The organism is Rhizobium esperanzae (assembly GCF_002204185.1).
GTDB lineage: Bacteria > Pseudomonadota > Alphaproteobacteria > Rhizobiales > Rhizobiaceae > Rhizobium > Rhizobium esperanzae.
On sequence record NZ_MXPU01000006.1, the window covers coordinates 20,902 to 41,708 of the forward strand.

Genomic DNA, 20,807 nt, shown 5'->3' on the forward strand with positions numbered 1-20,807 from the left:
GCCGTCGACAGCGGCCTTGCCGCACTCTGAGCCATCGCCGCATATTACCGCATCGTCGCCGACCCGATCCAGCTTTCGCAGGAACTGGCTTTGGGCGACAAACCGGTGGGGGAATCCGAACTGCTCCGCGCCGCGAACATAGCAGGCCTGAAAGGCCGCCTGATCCAAACGCAAAGCGCAAAACGGCTAGGTTCGATCCCGGTGCCTGCGATCGTGAAGCTTAAGGGAGGTCACTTCAATCTCTTCGGAGGCATTACCGCGGCCGGGGATTATCGCCTCGTCAACCCAGTGAGCCGCATTGCAAGAGAACTGCCCATGGCGGCGTTGCTGGCGGAGATCGAGCCCGGCATCATCCTCCTGCAACGCCGCTTCGCGGGCGGAGGCATTGATCCAAGGGCCTTCGGGTTCAGATGGTTCCTGCCGTCCATCTGGCGCTACCGCAAGCCGCTTGCCCATGTTCTGCTGGCGTCCCTTTTCATCCAACTCTTCGCCTTGGTGACGCCGCTGTTCTTTCAGGCCATCGTCGACAGGGTCGTCGTCCATAAAGGATATTCGACACTTGCCCTGCTTGCCGGCGGACTTGTCGTCCTAGGCTTCTTTGACGTGGGATTGCAGTATCTGCGAAGCTATGCGTTGACTCATACGGCCAACCGCATTGATGTCGAGTTGGGACGCCGGCTCTTTCATCATCTCCTCCGACTGCCTCTGGGTTACTTCGAGATCCGCTCCGCTGGTCAGACGGTCGCCCGCGTGCGTGAGCTCGAGAGCATTCGCTCCTTTCTCACGGTACAAGCGCTTTTTTCGGGCCTTGACCTGTTTTTCGCGCTCATCTTCGTCGCCGTCCTTGCGGCCTACTCCTGGCAACTCACCCTCATCGTTGTCGTTGCCATCCCCCTTTATCTCGTGATTACCCTCCTCATCAGGCCGGTCCTGCGGGACAAGATCAAGGAGAAGTTCAATCGCGGCGCCGAAAGCCAGCAGTTTTTGGTGGAGACGATCGTCGGCATACAGACGCTCAAGGCAGCCGCCGTCGAACCCGCGATGCAGGTTCAGTGGGAGGAAAGACTTGCCGCCTATGTGAAGACGTCGTTCAGCGCCTCGATGTTCTCGGCCGGCGGCCAGAACTCAATCCAATATGCCAACAAGCTGGTCACCGCGGCCACCCTGTTTTTTGGGGCCAGAGCGGTGATGGCCGGAGATTTGACCGTTGGTGGCCTGGTTGCCTTCAACATGATCACAGGTCAGGTCATGCAGCCGATCCTGCGGCTCTCACAGCTCTGGCAGGATTTCCAGCAAGTCCAGGTTTCCGTTGAACGCCTTGGCGATATCCTCAATACGCCGCCTGAGCGTGTCGCTTCAGCCGGCGCCGGCAACCTTCCGCCTCCGAAAGGTGCGATCGAATTCCGTAATGTCGGGTTCCGCTATCGACCAGGGGCACCGGAAGTCCTGAAATCCATCTCGCTAGCTATCAGACCCGGCGAGGTCATCGGCATCGTCGGCCCGTCGGGATCAGGAAAATCTACCCTGACCAAACTGATCCAGCGCCTTTACCTCCCCGAAGAAGGTCAGATCCTGGTCGATCGCGCCGATATTTCTCAGGTCGACCCCTCATGGCTCCGCCGTAACATCGGTGTCGTCCTGCAGGAAAACCTTCTGTTCAACCGCACGATTCACGACAATATCGCTCTCGCAAATCCGACCATGCCGCGTGCTCATGTGATGCAAGTGGCGCAACTGGCTGGCGCTGACGAATTCATCGACAAACTGCCAAACGGCTATGACACGATCATCGAGGAGCGCGGCGGCAATCTCTCTGGCGGGCAACGTCAGAGGCTGGCAATCGCGCGGGCATTGGCGACCAATCCACCCATTCTGATCTTCGACGAAGCGACAAGTGCCCTCGACTATGAAAGCGAGCGCGTGATTCATCGCAACATGAAGAAGATCGTGCAAGGCAGAACCGTGATCATCATCGCGCACAGGCTTGCCGCGGTTCGACCGTGCAACCGCATTGTCAGCATGGCCGAAGGACGCATCGTCGAGATCGGCTCACATGACGAACTCGTGCGGCGTCCCAAGGGCCTCTATGCCCACCTCTGGGCGCTGCAGACCGACCAGTTTCGCGAGGAACCGGTATGAATAAGCCCGTCTCGCCGGACAGCATCAAACATGCCGCCATCGTCCCTGTCGGGCGCCATAGATCCGACAATCAATTCCTGCCGGCAGCACTCGAAATCATCGAAACGCCCGCGTCCCCGGTTCAGATGATGTTGATTGTGATGATTTGCCTATTTGCCACCGCCGCTCTCGGTTTTGGCTATTTTGGTCGAATCGACATCTTCGCGATAGCGACGGGAAAAATCCGACCGACCGGACAGGTGAAGGTTATTCAACCTCTGGAAACCGGTCGAATTCACGCCATGAACGTCATCAACGGCAGCCGCGTCCGCGCCGGTGACATCCTGGTCCAATTGGATGCCACCACCGCCACCGCTGATGCCGAAGGCTTGAAGGCTGGCCTGGCTTCCGATCGAGCCGAGATCCTCCGCCGAAAAGCCGCAATAGTGGCAGCCGAGGCGGAAGATAGCTCTCTTGCCGCCGTCATAGTTTGGCCGAAAGGCATTCCGGCATTTATCTGCGATCGGGAAGAACGCATTCTCCAACACGATTTGAGCAGCTTGCGAGCCGCCCTTCAAAGCCTTCAGTCGCAAAGAACCGAAAGGCTTGCGGAATTGGAGAAACTTCGGGCCACCACTCAGGCCGAGGCCGACTTGATCCAAACTCTGCAGGGACGGGTGGATCTGCACAATACCCTGATTGCGAACAGCGCGGGAACGCGGGCAACATTGATCGACGCGTTGCAGAGCCTGCAGGATGAAAAGGCAACATACGCGTCAGATCATGGGCAGCTCAACCAGGTTGCCGCATCCCTGAACACCATCGAAGCCGAAAGGGTAAAAACGCGGGAAGCCTTCGTCAGCGACAACGCTCAGAAGTTGGCAGATGCGGAACGGCAGGCGGACGAGAAGGCCCAACAACTGGTGAAGGCGCAGGCCGCGATCGAGCACCTAGTGCTCACCAGTCCCATTGACGGCGTCGTTCAGGCTCTCTCGGTGACCACGGTCGGCCAAGTGGTCACGACCGGGCAACAAATGATGCGCATTGTTCCTGAGAACGACTCCCTTGAGATCGAAGCCTACGCCGAAAACAAGGATATCGGATTCCTCCGCGAAGGGCAGGATGCGATTATCAAGGTCGAGTCCTTCCCGTTCACCCGCTATGGAACCATTGACGGAACGGTCAAGCGCGTTGCGAGCGATTCCATCCCGAGCTCGGATGCGCAGGCGTCGGAAAATGATCCGACCCAATTGGCCAAATCAAACACCAGCATCACGCCCATTGGACAGACCCAAAACCTTGTTTATCCGGTAATTGTGGTTCCGTCGAAAATGGCGATCAGCGCCGATGGCCGAGAAGTTCCCCTGTCGCCTGGGATGACCGTCACGGTGGAAATCAAGACAGGCACGCGCCGGTTGCTGGAATATCTCTTCTCGCCGCTCATCGAAGTCGGATCGGAGGCCATGCACGAGCGCTGATTTTCGCCTGCCTTTCTCTGCCACATGATGCGCAGCTTCAATGAACGAAAACGCTTTTGGATGCACAGGTAAACGATGAACCAAGACTTCAAGCCCGATAAGGCCCTTGTCGTTCGCTTAGGCCCAGTCTGAGCGAGGTTTCCCGATGAAAAGCGAGTGCGGCGGCTATCGAAACCGCGAGTGTCCGATCTTAACGCCGTTAGCAAGGATGCTTTGCTGCTTTCGAAGTGGGAGCGCGAACGAGGGTAGCCATAGGAGCTTCAGCATAGTAGTGCGCAGAAGCGGGACCGAATTTCCCACGACTTCGTGTTCCGTTCAGGCACGGCTCGCGATCTCCGCATCTCCGATAACGACGGCCGGCCTTTGCGGCCCTCACCGCCCGGCCGCACGAGCGAATTCGATAATGTCAATCGCGCGAGGCGATCGGGTCTTCCCTACTCCGAGTGACGGCTGGCTAAATTCTGAAATCAACGTCCTTACTCAGCTGAGTCAGCTTGGGCGCCTTGAACGGATACGAACCGCCGGCCCTTCGAAATCGGGCGGATAAACTACTGTTTGTGCTCGCGAAACTGTCGGCGGCAATGAACTGCGGCCGCGAGGCCTCAAATTAGATCTTGCGTACCGTCTGTGCTCACCTGGAGCGAAACATTTCCCCATCCTCGCACAGAGCGCTAATTTAGCTAACCTCGAAAAATTGGCAAAGAATCTCTGGCTCAACGTCTGATTTTCGCCTATCGGCTTTGCCATGCCAAACAGCGAAGATCGAATGATTGGACATTTAACTGGAAGCAGCAGCGTGTCGGTTAGAAAATACGATAAGGGGGAGCGCCGTTTCAAACATGTCGGTTCTGGCGACCTGCCCGAGTTCGAAGTCGAGGACGACAACCCCAAAAAGATTATCGGCAAATGCCCAAGGACAATATCCGAACAGGAACGTGACAGGCTCCTGCAGATCGCTGTCGCCGCGATCAACCCGGATCGCGAGATATCGGTACCAAGCAAGCTCTATTCCGTTCATCAAGGCACGATCTATGAGGCGCAGACGTCCGACCATGGCGAGACCTATCATGCTTATCCATTTCGCGGTAAGCTTGCGGCATCGATCCTTCAGCAATTAAGGGATCTGGCTGACAAAGAAGGATGTCGGGAGGCATTCGAGAAGTTTGTGAAGACAAATATAACAAGGCACGGCTGATGAACGTTGAATTCCGCCTAGTGGATGTCAAAGATAGACGGACGACGCAGAGGCTCGCCCTGTTCGTTGACGGCGCTCCTATTTGGCCTGTTCGCGGATTAAACACCTTTCTGGAAATCCAGATCGATGATCTTTTGTCTCATCTGACAGAATTCTGGAAGCCGCTTATGCTGCGGCAGACCTATCCGCTTGACCTCAATCCTGTCAGGCCATCAACGCTGCTGGCAGTGGCGAAAGACAGCTGGGCGGAAAAGCCGGTGCGAGACGTCGATTGGGAAGATGAACAAGTCTGCTTCTTTCGGGATTGTCACGATCTTTCCAAATGTTTCGGCGGATATTTCGACCTCCCGCCCCTATGGATATTCCGCTCCGGCGATGAGATGTTAATCGACACGGTTGAGGGCGAGGTCGAGCATATCGATTTCGGGGCCGCACGCCTTGCTCTCGAAACTGTGGGCGATGCAATTGCGGCGCGACTAAACGAAGAGGGGCCACGGTGGAGTAAACTTATATCCGCATGGCGGAATCGCGATCAGGGCGGTGAATTCCGATTGCTGAGCTGGGCAACAAGCCTTGACGAGGCTACCGCCCGCGATTTCGCCCAGAAAGGCTACCTAGACATTCCTAAGACCGTCACGGAAGCCGCCAACGACAACAGTGAATTGCGCATCGCGGCACGTATGGCAAGCGCCCTGCCGCGTGAGCAGATCGAGATGATTCTTGATAAGGTCCGATCTATCCCACTGCACCCCTCTAAAACACTGGAAACACTTGCGAGCGAAATCTGGAAACATCTAGAGACGGACGAGCCCTATGCACGGCCATTCGAGCAAGGTGAGGCTGCTGCTCGGTATTTGAGGTCAGCACTAGGCTACTCGCCTGAAGGAAGCATAGATGTTTTTGATGTTGCCAGAGCTCTGGGAATTAACGTTATTCTAGACAACGCAGTGTTGCCCGCACTCGATGGATTAGCTGTTTCGGGTCGACTTCACGGCCCAGCTGCCTGGCTAAATGCGGATAGCGAAAGGCATGCCGGTCATGGCAAAGCCAGTGACCGCGGACAGGTTCGGATCACACTTGCCCACGAACTTTGCCATCTGCTCCTTGACGGCCGTAATGCTTTGGGAGCGGTCGAAGTTCTTCGCAGTAGGATGCCCAAGGCGATAGAACAGAGGGCAAAGGCGTTTGCCGGGGAGCTTTTGCTCCCGACGGAGGCAGCAATGAACGCCTGGCGCGATGCTCATCGCCCGATGAACGCCATCGACCTGGATAAGCTGCTTCAAAAACTCTGCGACGAGTATACCGTGTCGAAAAGCGTGGCATCCTGGAAAGTTCAACATGGTGCTAGAGAGTTAGGAGCCCATCTCGCGCAAACGCTTGATATTGTCGTCCCACGGCGCTGAAGCACCTTGCCAATCGGCGCGGCAGTTCTGCGCGAGCTGGCATGTCGTAGGAGATGGGTATGCCGCGGCCGATCCCTTGGTCTTGAAGGGATGCGAACCACCGACCATGTAATCGATCCACCGCGCTAAGTCTCTTCGTCTACAAGGGGGCAGAACAAGAGCAGTCCGAAATCGTACGCTAAGGGCGAACGGAATGAGAACTTACGCGGCGTCCCTTAGCCTAGCCGGAAGGCGGAGCGATCGGAATCCGTTGGGCATCTGATGTTCCGCATCCCAGGTGTAAATGCCGGTAAGGTTGATATGCTCCCAACTGAGCGGCGAGATGTGCTTCAACAGAGTATCAGGAATATCTCGACCCGCTCGCTTCATCTGTGTGATTGCGCGGTCGAGATAGACTGTATTCCAGTGGACGATCGCACTGACGACGAGGTTGAGACCAGAGGCGCGGAATGCTTGGCTTTCGAACGACCGGTCACGGATTTCGCCGCGCTCGTGGAAGAAGACAGCGCGTTTCAGCTTATGCGCTGCCTCGCCCTTGTTGAGGCCGGCCTGACAGCGCCGCCGCAATGCTGGACTTGAGTACCATTCGATCATGAAGAGCGAACGCTCAATCCGACCGAGTTCGCGGAGCGCCCTCGCGAGATGGCCTTGCTTCGGAGATGCGGCCAGTTTTCTTCAGGATCATAGACGGCAACACGACCGCGTCGTGATCGACGCCGCGAGATAGAGCAGATCGTCCCAATGGTCGAGGATCAGGGCGGTGTTGATCGGCGCCCCGATGTGGTGCGACAGGGTCGGATAGATCGGGCCTATGCTGATGTCCCTGTACCGCGCGAACGGTCCAACGGGACGAAAGGTGGGATAAGGGCAGGGACTTGTTGAGGGCTTGTGAAAGTACGGCAATCGGGCCATTCCTGCGGCAGCATTCGAGGAACGGGTAGGACGTTAGATGACGGATACACATTCAGATGGCGAAGCTGCGAGGCTACCTCGATAGCCTGAGACGCGGCGACCTATCGGCTCTGCTGCTTCCTGCGCAAATCGACATCGGGGTTACTGGCCTCGGTTACGAAGCGCAAATGGTTGTCGTCGTGCGCGCGCCACAGCCATTTGCGGAAGCACTATCGAAGCTACCGGAACATGACCGCAAGAGGATTGCCGAGGCCGCCCTCAGCAAACGGACATATGACGCGTACACAGCCAAGGACATTGTCGTTAAGGTCATTGGTGATCCAGTGGTTGGCCCAGCAACGCTATTGCCCGACCTCATCCTGCACCGGGAAATAATGATCGCCGTCGCGACGGGCCAGCAGCAGATTCAAGAGGTCGACGACTACTACAGCGCTCGCCAATTCCGGCTGACCGAAGGCTGCGCCGCCGCAGGTATCAAATACGAGAACCCGCATGCCTCTCTATGGGACTGGTATAATTTCTGGAAGGCGCAGGGTTGGGAAACTTGGTCGGAGCGGCGGAACTATGTCCGTACCCTTTTCGCTGGACCCGTGGAATCCGCCGTCGGACGTGTTCACAATCCAAGCCCAGTGAACGAACGCGAGCCAACTGGATGGGAGCGCGTTGACCGTTCACTCTGCAAGGCAAAGGCGCAGTTACTCACAGCGTCGACGGAAGAAGAATTGCAAACAATCGGACTGCTCGGCCGCGAAGTCCTGATCAGCCTGGGGCAGGCAGTCTATGATCGTGACGTCCACGGCGAAACTGACGAGGACGGCAAAAGGATCGGCTCCACAGACGCACGGAGACAGCTTTTCGCTTGGCTGCATCACCAGATGGCTGGAGCAGACAACAAGGAAATCCGCGCTCACATAAAAGCCTCGATCGATCTCGCAGTGCACCTTCAGCACCGGAGGACCGCGACGCGCCAGTTAGCCGCCCTGTGCCTGGAGGCGACCTCTTCGGCAGTGAGCGTGGTCGCTATTATCGCTGGACGGCTTGTTTAGCGATAACAGGAACGAGCCCAGATGAGTCGATTCCGCCAGGATGATTGCTGTCCGCTTGGCTTAGATCGCGCATAGAGTTCGCTCGGAAAAGTAGAGTTGTTCCGCAATAATCCTTTCGAGCTTTATAAGCCTTTGGCGCAGTGAGCAAACAATGACAGCCGGCTGACCCCATCGAGGACGATTAGGAAGTCCCCTTCCGAAGGTCCTGACCCCATGCCTCCTGCCGCTGATCGATCTCCTTGGCCCAGACCGTGTCGGCCAACCCTTCGCTTTGGCCGAACCCCGCACTTTGCAGCGTCAGTTCCAGGCACGTGTCGGAGCCATATGGGTAGAAGGTTTTCAGGACAAACGCGTGCAGCACGGCAATGAAGGCCACAGCAGGGTTGTTGGCGAGCGCATTGCGCAGCGCCACCGAGCGGGTCGCCGTCAGATCGACAACCAAGCGGTCGGACAAGGGGCGAGTCACATCGTCTTCCTCATCTGCCTGGTCATTCACATACCGGCTGCCGATCGCTACCCCGAAAGTCGGCAATGATCCGGTCATGTCGTGGGCGACGTCGCTCCTGGATATCACCGCTTCGGCTTCCACCGTCTCCGGCGGCGCTTCGTCCTCGGGTCGGATAAAGCCGCGCTCGATCCTCAGTTCGCCGCCGGCATCGAGTGAGACGAACACGCCGCCACGAGCGACGTCCTGAGGATCGAAGATGTGTGGCCGATCGTTGAACCGATCGAGTTCGCTCCCGAGTTCCTCCAGCCGATGTTCGGTCTCGTCGCAAGGCTCCTCGGCCCTGGCATAGGCTGCATCGAGCTCGTCGTATTCAGCCTTGAGCGCGCCGTACCGAGCAGTCTCTTCCTCGCTCATTTCGACCTGATGGCCATAGAAACGACGCAGCCCCGCCGTATGACCGTAAGGAAAGTCGAAGGCAGCTTCGACCCACTTCCAGCCTTCTGCAGCTTTGAGCGCCTCGGCGTCTGCCGTCAGTTTCTCCAGCGCCAATTGCTCGAGCAGGGCCGGATCCCGAAGCCATCCGCCGTTGTCCTGCTCGAACAGGTCGCGCATGACGACACCGCCTGCGGCTTCATAGGCATCGATCCCGACATAGACGGACCGGCGATCGCTCGCGCGGATCGTCGTTTCCGTCAGAAGCCTGCGAATATAGTAAGGTTCGCGAAGCTGCTGGCGCGAGATCGCGTCCCAGACCTGCTCCTGCCGGACATGGTCGTCGGTGATGGAAAAGGCCATGATCTGTTCGAGTTTCATGTCCTCATTGGCGTAGAGCTCGAGCAGCCGCTGCGAGACCGATGCCAAACGCAGCCGTTGACGGACGGTCGCCGCCGAAACAAAGAAACGGGCGGCGATTTCCTCTTCGCCGATCCCCTGCTCGCGCAAGGCCTGGAATGCGCGGTATTGGTCGAGCGGATGAAGATCGACGCGCTGGACATTTTCGGCAAGAGAATCTTCAGCTTCCGGGGTTTTGCCGCTGCTGACGATGCAGGGAATGCCCACGGTCCTTGCGAGCCGTTTGCGCGAGACAAGCAGTTCAAGCGCACGGTAACGCCGGCCGCCAGCGGAGATACGATAAAAGCCGGTCTCGTTGCCGCCATCATCGACTTGAGGCCGAACATTCAGGCTGGTCAGCAATCCACGGCGCGCTATGTCCTCTGCGAGATCTTCGATCGAGACGCCCGCCTTTACTCGACGCACGTTCTGTTCGCTCAAGATGAGTTTATTAAAAGGGATGTCACGTCCAACGCTGAGCGTGATCTTCCCAATGGCCTGTGCCATGTCGTTTCTCCGTGACGGACCGGCCGGAGCTCTCTCCAGCCTCCAAGCCCGTCGGAAAATCCCCTTCCCTCCTCTCCCTCTTCCCCTCGCTCAACCTTTGAACAGGCCGCCATCAATCACAATGCCGGTCCGGCAGGCAACCGGGCCTTTTATCGAACAGTTCAAATTGCTGCGGCTTGAATCGGACTTGGATCGTATTGCCTCCTCAAGTCCACAACTCACTTTTTTGAACTTAATCGTATCAGCTCAACTGATCAGGTGCGGGAGCATGTTGGCAGAATCTTTAAAACAGCTGGAAAAGGCGTGGGATCAAAACCCTGGCAATCACCTTCGCGGAACGCCGATTCCGGCAGCCAAGCCGGCCAGGCTTTCTTCGGCAGCAACTTCGCGCATCCAATCTCTCAGCAACTCCGCCGCTGGCGACAATGCCCGATGGTCGTTCCGCGTCACACGAATTCTCTTGTAACTAGCGCGAAGAAAGGAATGTGCCGCATAACCTGATGTCATCGGTCGAGACGGCGATTCGACGGTCTGTTTCAAGGAATGATGTCAGCACCCCAGATCATGTCCCAGGGAGTGGTGTAGGTGGCGGCTTTGGTCACCGCGTTCTCCGGCATGGGCCGGGATGATCAGGCGCCACGGCTGGCAGGCTGATGAGCGGATCATCGCTCATTTGGCTGATGGTTTCCAGCGTCATGTATCGGGCGCGTTGGACAGCCCATTCGTCGTTCTGCTCGAGCAGGATCGCGCCGACGAGGCGGACGATGGCGTCACGCTCGATCGGATTGGTGCCGTACAGTTTGGCGCGGTGCTCCTTCGGGAAGGTCATGTAGGCGAGAACGTCTTCTTCGGCATCATTCATAATGGCGGCGAGCTTGGGGACCTTCGGCCGGATCTGGTCGGCGACGGCGCGCCATTGGGCGCTTGCGGCTTCCGGCGTCTCCTGGGCGAAGGCGGTGGCGAAAGGCAGAGACGACACGCCGACCGCTCTTGCCGGCGTGGGCGAGAACGTTGCGCATGAAGTGGACCCGGCAGCGCCGCCAGGTTGCGTTGAGCACCTTGGTGACGGCGGCCTTCAGGCCTTCGTGGGCGTCGGAGACGACCAGCTTGACGCCTCTGAGGCCACGGCGAGTCAGCTTGCGTAGGAACTCGGTCCAGATCGGCTCGGCCTCGGAGGTGCCGACCTCCATGCCCAGCACCTCGCGGCGACCGTCGGTGTTGACACCGACGGCGATGATGACGGCGACGGAGACGATGCGGCCGCCGCGGCGGACCTCAGGTAAGTGGCATCGATCCACAGATACGGCCAGTCGCCCTCGATCGGCCGATCGAGGAAGGCCTTGACCTTGCCGTCGATCTCCTCGCACAGGCGGCTCACCTGGCTCTTGGAGATGCCGCTCATGCCCATCGCCTTGACCAGATCGTCGACCGAGCGGGTCGAGATTCCCTGCACATAGGCTTCCTGGATGACCGCCGTCAGCGCCTTCTCGGCCATTCGCCGCGGCTCCAGGAAGCCCGGAAAGTAAGAGCCCTTCCTGAGCTTCGGAATGCGCAGCTCGACGGTTCCGGCGCGCGTCTCCCAATCCCGCTCGCGGTAGCCGTTGCGCTGGACCGTCCGCAGCGGGTTCTTCTCGCCATAGCCGGCACCGGTGGCGGCGCCCACCTCCAGCTCCATCAGCCGCTCGGCGGCAAAACCGATCATCTCGCGCAAAAGATCGGCGTCGGGGGACTTCTCCACGAGCGCACGCAGGTTCATCATGTCGTCGGTCATCGGTGGTTCCTTCGAATCAGGTTGGTGTCAGCAACCCGACCCTACCGAAGAACATCGATGACCACCGCTTCGCCGCCCGCTCTCTACGGCGCTGTGGAGGGCGCGCTCGCGAGCGGCTTCGCTACCGCCGAGCTACACCACCTGTAGGGACACGACCCAATGAACGATGAACTCGACCCCAAATCTTAATTTTGGCAATGTGACTGTCACGCCTTGATGGGAACTTGGGCCCCTTCATTTCGACGACCGGCGCAGTTGAAAGGATCAGAGCCAACGAGCCTGTCATAGAAAAATTCCCTCTGTGCGAGCTTCCTAAGCTAGCGAAGGACGGTGGTCGTCGAACGAGTTTTTCAGCAGCTTATTGAAGTGCGACTTGGGAAGCTGCTGACATCAATTCTTCGGGACTCGGCGCCCGGCATAGATTTTGGCCTCCCTCTTCGGCTTCTGTGAAACTCCAGCGCACAGTGCCTTCCCGATCCAGCAGGAACTCGCCGATAAGCGGCATGTGACCGGCGATCATAATCTGCTGATCGGCCGCCGTCATTTCATACGGGTCCTTTTTCTCAAGAAAGTCGCCCGCCGCAGCCGGGTTCATCGGCACGGGCAACTCCCCAGGCAAATCGATCCGCATTGTCATGACCGCGTCCATTCCGAGCTTGTGCGGCCATTCGGTTTCATTCTCCGTGAGCTCGATGATGGGTAAACCGAAGGCGCGATGCGAAGCCCCGTCCGGGTCGGATGCGCTAATCAGATTGGGTAGTGGATGGTAACGGAAGTAGAGCCGCGCCCGTTCGACAGGCGTCTTGACGACGGCGAGACATTCGATGCCTTTCTCCTTCAGGGCAAGGTTGAGTTGCGCCATCGCCGAGACATGACGCCGGCAGAACGGACAGTGTAGGCCTCGAAATAAACCGATCAGTAACGGGCTACGGCCTCGAAAATCATCGAGCGCGATCTTGCCTTCGCGCGAGATCGCATCGAGTACAACATTCGGTGCACGGTCGCCCGGCTGCAGCGGGCGGTCGACACTATTCGTGGACATGAACAACCTCCTCCCGATCAGTCAAAAAGCAGCACACCAGCGCTTCGGGGTCGAGCCCGTGCTGGGCGCAAACTCCCTGCGCCGGGGCAAAGTAGCGTTCCGCCTCTGCCATATTGCAGACGTCGAATTGAGCCTTGCAGGCCCATCATAGCATGGAAAAAGCATCTGCGAGCGAACATTCAGGCTGGTCAGCAATCAGCGGCGCACCTATGTCCTCCGAGAGATTTTGGATCGTCCATGATAAGTTTGTCGAAAGCGATATCACTTCCAACACTCAGCGTGATTTTCTCAACGGCCCGCGCCATGTCGTTTCTCCGTGAGGGCCGGCCGGCGCTCTCTCCAACCTCGGAGCTCGTCGGAAAATTCCCTTCCCTCCCTTCTAAGTGGGCGACCATCAGCCGCAAGGAATAACGCGATCTTGATCGCAGGCGACGGTTTCCCCGTCGCAGCATCGACCTATCTGCTTGGCAATCACACTGAAGGCGCTGGCTGTAAGCGAGTGAAGGGGGTTGAGAGATGCTCCGGATTCGGAAATTGCCCGCAGCGATGGCAATGCTCATCGCCATTGCCACGTCGGCGTCGTCCTGCACGACGAGCTCTACCGACCAGGCGCAGACCGGCTCGATTGGATACTCCAGCGCCGACTTCGCACTCAGGCCGGCTTGTCGCGACGGATTCGGCAACGATCGTCCTTGCAGCTATTAGCGATAGAAGACGCAGCGAGGATGATCGGCGTCCCCGTTGCGGTTCTCGAAAGCCGGAGCTCTTCGTTACAACGACTATTGGAAAATCGTTACGAACGCCGATAAACGTGTGTTACACAGCCGAAATGTTGCTCTAGGAAAGACCGTCATGCGGTATCTTCGATCAGGGCCGCGTCGGCTTCACGCTCAGGAGATGGGCGCCGCGCGCGCCAAAACGGTGGGCCTGAGGTCGGGTGAAATTGCCGATCGGAATATCCGCGTCATCCTGGAAGCCATCCGCCGGCACGGGCCGCTGACGCGCACCGAGCTTGGACGCCACAGCGGGCTAACCGGGCCGGGCATCACCAATATCTTGCGGCGGCTCGCCGACGAGAAGCTCGTGACGTCGAACCGTCGCAACGGGCTCGCCGGTGGGGCGACGGCGACGGAATTTGCGCTGCGGCCGGAGGGCGCGTTTTCGATCGGCGTCAAGCTTCGCCGGACGCGCGGCGAGATCGTGCTGATCGATCTCAGCGGCCAGGTGCATGACCGGGTCTATTTCGACGTGGAGCCGGAAGACGGGGTCGGCGCGGTCCATGCGGCAGTCAGGGACATGGTCGATCGGCATGCGACATTGCCGATCGTCGGGCTCGGGATCGCCGCCAACGATTGGAGCGACGCGTGGAGCGAACAGCTTTCCGCCATGTCGACGATCGCACGACCCTGTGTCGAAAACGAATGCACAGCGAGCCTGCTTGCCGAGCGCACGATCGGCAGCGCCATGCCTGAAGGGGGGCTTGCGATGATCATCATCGACGATGACGTTCAGGCGGGTTTCCTCATCCGAGGCATACCCTATTCCGGCGTGCACGGGCGGGCGGGCAGCATCGGCGAAATGCTGACCGGGCCTGACAATGTCCAACTCAACACGGTTGTCGGTTTCGGTTCCCTGCGCTCGCGCATCGGCGACGAGGACTTCGCGCGCCTGCTCAAGGGCGAGGAGTTCTCCTCGCCGTCGCTGTCGCAGTGGATAGGCGAGGCCGCCGGCCATCTGCTCGATCCGATCATCGCCATGGCCGGCTTCATCGCCCCGAGCATCGTCATGATCGGCGGCGACCTGCCGCAGGGCGTGATCGAAGCGCTGATCCATCAGCTTTCCGTCGAGCGGCGCGACACCTCGACCAGGCCGCTGCTGACGCCCTGGATTTCGCCGATGCGACCGGCAAGCTTCAGTGGCGGCGGCGTGGCGCTGGGTGCGGCCCTCCTGCCCTTCCTCAACACGCTGCTGCTGCCGCCCGCCTCAGCTTGAGGCCAAAGGCGCGGCGCGATTTGGCCGGGTCAAGTCAGCGCCTCGTCTGCGTGGCTGAGATCGGAGGCGAGCGCCTTATCGAGCACCTTCTGGATGTTGGCGGCGCGCCGGAAAGAGGGTTCCTGCGTCTTGCCCGCCCGCACCGCCTGGACGAAACGCTGGTAATTCGTCTCCACAGGATCGAACGGCACTTCACGCCATGTCGCCGTGTGCACGTCTTCGCCGAGGCAGGCGCGCAAGCTCGATTTGCCGGTATCGTAGATCATCTCGACAGAGCCGGTTTCGCCATAGACCCTGAGGCGCAGCTGATCCATCTGGCCGGCGGCCGTCCGCGTCGCCTGAATCGTGCCGATCGCGCCATTGGTGAAATCGACATTCATCGTGAAGCTGTCATTGGCGTCGAGATCATATTCGCCGATCCGGTGATCAGGCGCCTTGTCGAAGGTCTTCAGCCGCGCGAAGACATGGGCAATGTCGAGGCCGGAGCCATAAGAGGCGAAATCGACGATGTGGATGCCGATGTCGCCGAGCGCGCCATTCGAGCCGTGCTTTTTGCTCAGCCGCCAGAGCCATTTGCTTTCGCTCTTCCAATCGCCCCAGTGGCGGCCGACAAGCCAGCTTTGCAGATGCGACGCCTCGACATGGCGCACGGCGCCGATCTCGCCGGCGAGCACCATCTGCCGGCCCTTCTGCAGCGCCGGCGAATTGCGATAGGTGAGATTGACCATGCCGACCTTGCCGGCCCGCTCGATCGCCTCGGTCATTTCCATGGCCTTGACGGCGTCGGTGGCGAGCGGCTTTTCGCAGAAGACATGTTTGCCGGCAGCGATCGCCTGGAGCGTCGTCGGGTGGTGGATCCGGTCAGGGGTAACGTTCGCCACCGCATCAAATTCGCCCCAGGCGAGCGCCTCCTTGAGCGTGGTGAAACGGTTGGCTATCCCGTGTTCGGTGCAGAAGGCCGCAAGCCGCTCCGGGACGACATCGACGCCGCCGACGACGCTGACGCCTTCGATCGCCTTGAAGTGTGCGGCGTGCTGATTGGCCATGCCGCCGGTGCCGAGAATAAGTAAACGCATCTTCTCCTCCATGAATTCGGTTTCCGGCTGCCGCTGCGGCCGGGCAAAAACCAACATCATCGCGGCCGTCCGCGATCGATCAGGGCTCTTATTTGGGGAAATTGCGGTTTGGGTGCGCCGCGCGTCCGTAACGCGCGCTCGACAAGTTAATTTGGCGCACATCCCTTCCGAAAACCGGAGCGCGCGCTAGCTGCTGTTGAATGTCGCCAGCATTTCATCCTCCCACGCTCTGGCTTGACATCAAATCAAAGTAACTTAATCTAATTAATGCAGCACGGAAATGAGGAGAGGTCAACCGACCGCCAGGCTGTATTCGTTCAAATGGGGAGGAGACCCATCATGAAGAGCGCAACCGTCAGCGCATTGGCGCTGAGCACTGTCTTATTTTCAGCATTCGCGATTTTTGCCCAGGAACTTGCCACCAAAGACCGGATCGGCACCGCCGATGCGCCGAAGACCCTCGTCGTCCGCCTGACGAACGACAGCCCGAACAACTCCGATCCCGCCATCGCCGAGGGCTACCAGAAGCTGTTCGTCGATTTCATCAAGAAGCATCCGGACTGGAAATTGCAGATGCAATTCATGTCCTCCGACATCGGCACCGAGCAGGCCAAGATGCTGGAGCAGGCCAAGGCCGGCAATGCGCCGGACTGCGCCGCCGTCGACTCCTTCGTGCTGTCACAGTTCATGGTCAATCACGTGCTGGCGGATTTTACGCCCTACTTCTCCAAGGAAGAAGTCGCCGACCTTTTCCCCTTCATCCGCGCCGGCATCACCGACAAGGACCAGACGGTGCGCGCCTGGTGGTGGGATACGGACCTTCGCGTGCTCTACCGCAACAAGTCGATTGTTGCCGATGCGCCTGAGACCTGGGACGACCTGAAGAAGGCGGCGCTGGCCTCCACCAAGGAAGGCATGGAAGGCGTGCTCTTCAACGGCGGGCGCTGGGAAGGCACGACCTTCGACTGGCTCGCCAACTATTGGGCGCTCGGCGGCAAGCTCGTCGACGATTCTGGCAAACCCATCTTCGGCGAAGGCGAGAACAAGGAGAAATTCCTGAAGGCGCTGAACTACTTCAAGGATCTCGTCGATTCCGGCGCGGCCCCCAAGCGCGTCACTACCATCGCCAATTATGACGATATGAACGCGGCCGCCGCTGCGGGCACGACGGCGCTCTTCATTGGCGGCAACTGGCAATATGCGCAGCTGAAGTCAACGCTCGACGAAGAGGAATTCAAGAACTGGACCTTCTCGCCGATCCCTGGCCCCACGGCCAAGGAACGCTCGACCGGCACTGGCGGCTGGACGATCGCTTCCTTCAGCAAGGACAAGGAGAAGATCGAAATGTGCGCCAATCTGGCGCGCGAGGTCTACATGGGCCCGGCAAACGCGCTGCAGCAGCAGCTGCCGACCCGCAAGTCGCTCTTCGACAAATACGAGGTCTTCTCGACGGAAGCCAACAAGACCTTCTCCAATGCGCTCGTCAACGGCCAGGCGCGCCCTGGCGTGCCGATCTATCCCGAGATCTCAAACCAGATCCAGATCATGATGGGCGACGTGCTCTCGGGAACGAAGAAACCGGAAGAAGCCCTGGATGCCGCATTCAGCGCGGCGATGGAGGCTTATAAGCGTCTGTGATGCCACGGCTGAGTTAGGAATTGCGGCCTGCCCCTGGCTGCCGCCGGGGTCGAGCCACTCATCTCGACCCGTCCTTCGGACTCCCGCTTGCGGGGCGAAGGGACAGGCCGCGATCTCTCCGTCCCTCACCAGCGCCTCGCAGGGCACGTCCCCTCTCCCCGTTTTTACGGGGAGAGGGTTAGGGTGAGGGGCAGCATCTGAGCATGACGGCGCCTGTCAGCAGGCGCCGTCGACAGTGCCAAACCCGGACAGAGAAGCCAATGAGCCCTATTGCCATGGAGGCTGACAGCCCGCCTCAAAGCAGAACGTTCATGCGCCGGTTCGCCGGTGCGCCCCTGCCCTGGATCATGCCCGTGATCATCGTCATCGGCATATTCTACCTTTATCCCGTCATCGATGTTTTTCGACTTTCCTTCACCAATGCGACGCTGATCGGCGAAAACCAGCAATATACGTTTGGCTCGATCGCCAATGCGCTGAGCTCGCCGCAGCTGCCCGACATTCTCTGGGCGACGCTGATCTTCGTCGGCGGCAGCGTCATCGGCCAGCAGATCCTGGGCCTTGCGGTCGCGGTCACCGTCATCCGCGGCGAAAAGCGCGGGTTGTTCGGAACCACGATCCTGAGGACCACGGCGCTGGTCGCCTGGGTCGTGCCGGGCATTGCCGGCGGCATCATCTGGCAAATGCTTTTTTCCGAAGCGCCTTACGGCGCGCTGAACAGTATTCTGAGGCTTATGCACATGCCGACCGTCGCCTGGCTCTCGGACCCGGCAATGGCGCCGTGGTCGACGCTGATCTCGAACATCTGGCGCGGCACCGCCTTTTCCATGGTCGTCATGTATGCGGCGCTGAAATCGATTGATCCCTCGCTCTACGAGGCAGCCGAGGTCGACGGCGCCAACGCATCGCAGCAGTTCTTCTTCGTCACGTTGCCGCAGCTGCGCGCCGCCATCCTCGTCAACATGATCCTGATCACCATCCAGACGGTCAACACCTTCGATGCGATCATCACACTGACGGGCGGCGGACCCGGGCGCGCGACCGAGGTGATCTCGCTCTACGTTTTCAATATCGTCTTCCGAAATTACGATCTCTCCGGCGGCAGCGTGCTCTCCGTGCTGATGCTGATCATCAGCCTCGGGCTCGCCTTCGTCTACGCCTCTTTCCTGCCGAAGGAGGAAGAGCAATGAGCGGACGCACCGGAACCCGGCTCGGCGACGCCATGAGCTATTTCTTCATGCTGGTGATGTTCGTCTTCTTCGCCGGCCCCCTCACCTATCTCCTTTCGATGGCGCTACGTGACAAGCGCGAGGTCTATCGCGGCGCGGCGCGCTACATTCCCGACAACCCCACCATCCAGAATTTCATCACCGTTCTCAACAACAGCTATTTTCCGATCTATCTCTGGAACGGCCTGAAGCTTGCGGCGCTGAGCGGGCTCGGCGTGCTGATCGTTGCCTTGCCCGCCGCTTACGCGTTCTCCCGCTTCCAGTTCCGCGGCAAGGGCCTGTCGATGATGGGGCTGCTGCTTTTCCAGATGATTTCGCCGCTCGTCATCATGGTGCCGCTCTATCGCTATATGAACCGCCTCGGCCTGCTGGACACGCATTTCGCCGTCGTCATGGTCTATATCGCGCTCGGCGTTCCCTTGGCGACCTGGCTGTTGAAGAGCACCGTCGACGGCATTCCGCGCAGCCTCGACGAGGCCGCCATGATCGACGGCTGCAACCGCTTCTCGGTCTTCTGGCGCATCATCCTGCCCCTGTCGGCGCCGGGCATCGCCTCTGTCTTCATCATCACCGTCATTGCCGGCTGGTCGCAATTCCTGGTGCCTTTCCTGCTGCTCACCAAAAATGACCTGATGCCGATCGGCGTCGGAATCTTTAACTTCCGGGGCATGCAGACCGACTCGTCCATCCAGCTGCTTGCCGCCGCCTGCCTGATTGCGGTCGTTCCGGCGATCGTGGCCTTCCTGTCGCTCCAGCGGCTGATTCTCGGTGCGATGACCAGCGGCGCGGTGAAGGGATGAAGAGATCTGCTTCACACTTCACGCGCGAGGAAGGATTGAACGCATGAACCAGACGCTCGGTGCCAGACACTCCCCCGATCTGACGGGCGCCAATGTCGAAGATGCGGGGGAGCACAACAGGGCCGTCGTGCTGCGCTGCATCCACCGCGAGGCGCCGATTTCGCGCGCCGAAATCGCCAGGCAGACCGGCTTTACCAAACCGGCGATCGCCCGCATCGTCGACCGCCTGCTCGACGAGGGCCTGATCATGGAAGCCCGCCGTCGGCATGGGCTGCGGGGCCAGCCGGCGATCGAGCTCGAGATCAATCCGGATGCTTATTACGCGATCGGCATCAATATCGACCGCGACCATCTAACGATTCTGGCCGTCGACGCCGTCGGCAATGTGCGCGCCCGGGTGCATCACGAAAAGCGTTTCATCTTGCCGTCGGAATTCATGCAGCTGACATCAGATGCGATCTCGCATTTCCAGCGCAGCCGGCTGATCGACGATGCGCGCCTTGCCGGCATCGGTCTCGCCATGCCGGATTGGCTCGGCGAAATCTCGCTACTCGGCAAGCCCGATGCCTATCAGGAATGGACTGATTTCGACGTGCGCGCCGCACTGGAGAACCTGACGCCGCATCCCGTCTTCACCGAGAATGAGGCCAATGCCGCCGCCCTTGCCGAGCTCAACTACGGCCTCGGCGCGGAAAGCAGCAGCTTCTTCTATATCGCCGTCAATGCCTGCCCGGGCGGCGGCCTCGTTCTCGACGGCAACGGCCATCGCGGCGCCATGGGCCTCAGCGGCGAGATCGGCTGGCTTCCGATTGCCGACGGCCGCGACGGCGAGGCACAGAAGGTTCAGCTTCTCGGTGAGATCTTTTCGCTGTTCTTCCTCTATGAATTCCTCGCCCGGCATGGGATCAAGGTGAGCGTGCCCCAGGATTTGCTGATGCTCGATGCGCGCGGCAAGCGCCTCGTTTCGCAGTGGCTGAAGGAAATGAGCGCGCATCTCGCCGTCGCCGTCAAACATATCGCCATGATCGTCGATCCCGACGCCGTGCTCGTCGGCGGCCGGCTGCCGATCCGCATCGTCGATGAACTGCTGCGTTATGTGCACGAACATCTCGACCCCGAGGATACGAACCTGCCCTCGCTGCATCGCGCCTCGATCGGCGAGGACGCCTCGGCCATGGGTGCGGCGGCGATGCCGATGGCGGCAGCCCTCATGCTCGCATCGGCAGATGTGGCGCAGCGCACGCGCTCGCCGCTGAAATTCATGGATCGCCTGAACAATTGAAACGGCCGCAGGGCCCCGGATTGATGAAGATCGGAGGAT

The 20,807-nt window shown here is 59.5% G+C and carries 13 protein-coding genes and 4 pseudogenes; 11 read left to right on the forward strand and 6 right to left on the reverse strand.

Annotated elements, in window-relative coordinates; genetic code table 11:
• Nucleotides 1-33 precede the first annotated feature (33 nt).
• The 4 genes from B5E41_RS10265 (at nucleotide 34) to B5E41_RS10280 (ending at nucleotide 6,194) form a co-directional block, all read left to right on the forward strand.
• The gene (locus B5E41_RS10265; protein WP_245303079.1) at nucleotides 34-2,139 is read left to right on the forward strand and encodes a type I secretion system permease/ATPase; all 2,106 of its coding nucleotides are present in this window, start codon (nucleotides 34-36) and stop codon (nucleotides 2,137-2,139) included.
• Entirely contained in the window at nucleotides 2,136-3,596 is a 1,461-nt protein-coding gene (locus tag B5E41_RS10270) for an HlyD family type I secretion periplasmic adaptor subunit (protein WP_088393294.1), read from the forward strand. Before B5E41_RS10265 ends, B5E41_RS10270 begins: the two co-directional genes overlap by 4 nt.
• A 745-nt stretch (nucleotides 3,597-4,341) precedes the next feature.
• Nucleotides 4,342-4,791 (forward strand): hypothetical protein, encoded by a 450-nt coding sequence (locus B5E41_RS31240; protein WP_141098760.1) that lies wholly within the window; start codon nucleotides 4,342-4,344, stop codon nucleotides 4,789-4,791.
• On the forward strand, nucleotides 4,791-6,194 hold the full coding sequence (locus B5E41_RS10280) for an ImmA/IrrE family metallo-endopeptidase (protein ID WP_176439370.1): 1,404 nt from the start codon (nucleotides 4,791-4,793) through the stop codon (nucleotides 6,192-6,194). Before B5E41_RS31240 ends, B5E41_RS10280 begins: the two co-directional genes overlap by 1 nt.
• 201 nt (nucleotides 6,195-6,395) lie before the next feature.
• Here B5E41_RS10280 and B5E41_RS10285 read toward each other — a convergent pair.
• Nucleotides 6,396-6,869 (reverse strand): annotated as a pseudogene (locus B5E41_RS10285) (Tn3 family transposase); the annotation flags it as partial.
• Nucleotides 6,870-7,162: 293 nt separating this feature from the next.
• On the opposite strand from B5E41_RS10285, the gene B5E41_RS10290 reads away from it, so the two are divergent.
• Complete coding sequence (locus B5E41_RS10290) at nucleotides 7,163-8,152, forward strand: hypothetical protein (RefSeq protein WP_088393300.1); 990 nt, start codon at nucleotides 7,163-7,165, stop codon at nucleotides 8,150-8,152.
• A gap of 134 nt (nucleotides 8,153-8,286) precedes the next feature.
• On the opposite strand, the pseudogene B5E41_RS10295 reads toward B5E41_RS10290, so the two are convergent.
• The 4 genes and pseudogenes from B5E41_RS10295 to B5E41_RS32765 form a co-directional block, all read right to left on the reverse strand.
• A pseudogene (locus tag B5E41_RS10295) lies at nucleotides 8,287-9,938 on the reverse strand (ParB/RepB/Spo0J family partition protein); the annotation flags it as partial.
• 598 nt (nucleotides 9,939-10,536) lie between these two features.
• Nucleotides 10,537-11,709, reverse strand: a pseudogene (locus B5E41_RS10300) (IS256 family transposase).
• A 358-nt stretch (nucleotides 11,710-12,067) separates the two neighbouring features.
• On the reverse strand, nucleotides 12,068-12,751 hold the full coding sequence (locus B5E41_RS10305) for a peroxiredoxin-like family protein (protein ID WP_088393302.1): 684 nt from the start codon (nucleotides 12,749-12,751) through the stop codon (nucleotides 12,068-12,070).
• Nucleotides 12,738-12,919: pseudogene (locus B5E41_RS32765) on the reverse strand (hypothetical protein); the annotation flags it as partial. The gene B5E41_RS10305 and the pseudogene B5E41_RS32765, both read right to left, overlap by 14 nt.
• Nucleotides 12,920-13,267: 348 nt before the next feature.
• Between B5E41_RS32765 and B5E41_RS32140 the strand changes: the two are divergent.
• Nucleotides 13,268-13,456 (forward strand): hypothetical protein, encoded by a 189-nt coding sequence (locus tag B5E41_RS32140; RefSeq protein ID WP_082240411.1) that lies wholly within the window; start codon nucleotides 13,268-13,270, stop codon nucleotides 13,454-13,456.
• Nucleotides 13,457-13,603: 147 nt separating this feature from the next.
• On the forward strand, nucleotides 13,604-14,743 hold the full coding sequence (locus tag B5E41_RS10315) for an ROK family transcriptional regulator (RefSeq protein ID WP_088393304.1): 1,140 nt from the start codon (nucleotides 13,604-13,606) through the stop codon (nucleotides 14,741-14,743).
• A gap of 29 nt (nucleotides 14,744-14,772) precedes the next feature.
• On the opposite strand, the gene B5E41_RS10320 is transcribed toward B5E41_RS10315, so the two are convergent.
• Nucleotides 14,773-15,819, reverse strand: a complete 1,047-nt coding sequence (locus tag B5E41_RS10320; RefSeq protein ID WP_088393764.1) for a Gfo/Idh/MocA family protein — start codon at nucleotides 15,817-15,819, stop codon at nucleotides 14,773-14,775.
• A gap of 339 nt (nucleotides 15,820-16,158) precedes the next feature.
• On the opposite strand from B5E41_RS10320, the gene B5E41_RS10325 reads away from it, so the two are divergent.
• The 4 genes from B5E41_RS10325 (at nucleotide 16,159) to B5E41_RS10340 (ending at nucleotide 20,768) form a co-directional block, all read left to right on the forward strand.
• Entirely contained in the window at nucleotides 16,159-17,457 is a 1,299-nt protein-coding gene (locus tag B5E41_RS10325; RefSeq protein ID WP_088393306.1) for an extracellular solute-binding protein, read from the forward strand.
• Between the two features lie 260 nt (nucleotides 17,458-17,717).
• Nucleotides 17,718-18,647 (forward strand): carbohydrate ABC transporter permease, encoded by a 930-nt coding sequence (locus tag B5E41_RS10330; RefSeq protein ID WP_064813139.1) that lies wholly within the window; start codon nucleotides 17,718-17,720, stop codon nucleotides 18,645-18,647.
• Nucleotides 18,644-19,486: a carbohydrate ABC transporter permease gene (locus tag B5E41_RS10335; RefSeq protein WP_064807917.1), complete on the forward strand. Its 843-nt coding sequence runs from the start codon at nucleotides 18,644-18,646 to the stop codon at nucleotides 19,484-19,486. Before B5E41_RS10330 ends, B5E41_RS10335 begins: the two co-directional genes overlap by 4 nt.
• A 43-nt stretch (nucleotides 19,487-19,529) precedes the next feature.
• Nucleotides 19,530-20,768 carry an ROK family transcriptional regulator gene (locus B5E41_RS10340; protein WP_088393308.1) on the forward strand — a complete coding sequence of 413 codons (1,239 nt, stop codon included), beginning with the start codon at nucleotides 19,530-19,532 and terminating at the stop codon, nucleotides 20,766-20,768.
• Nucleotides 20,769-20,807: the final 39 nt, after the last annotated feature.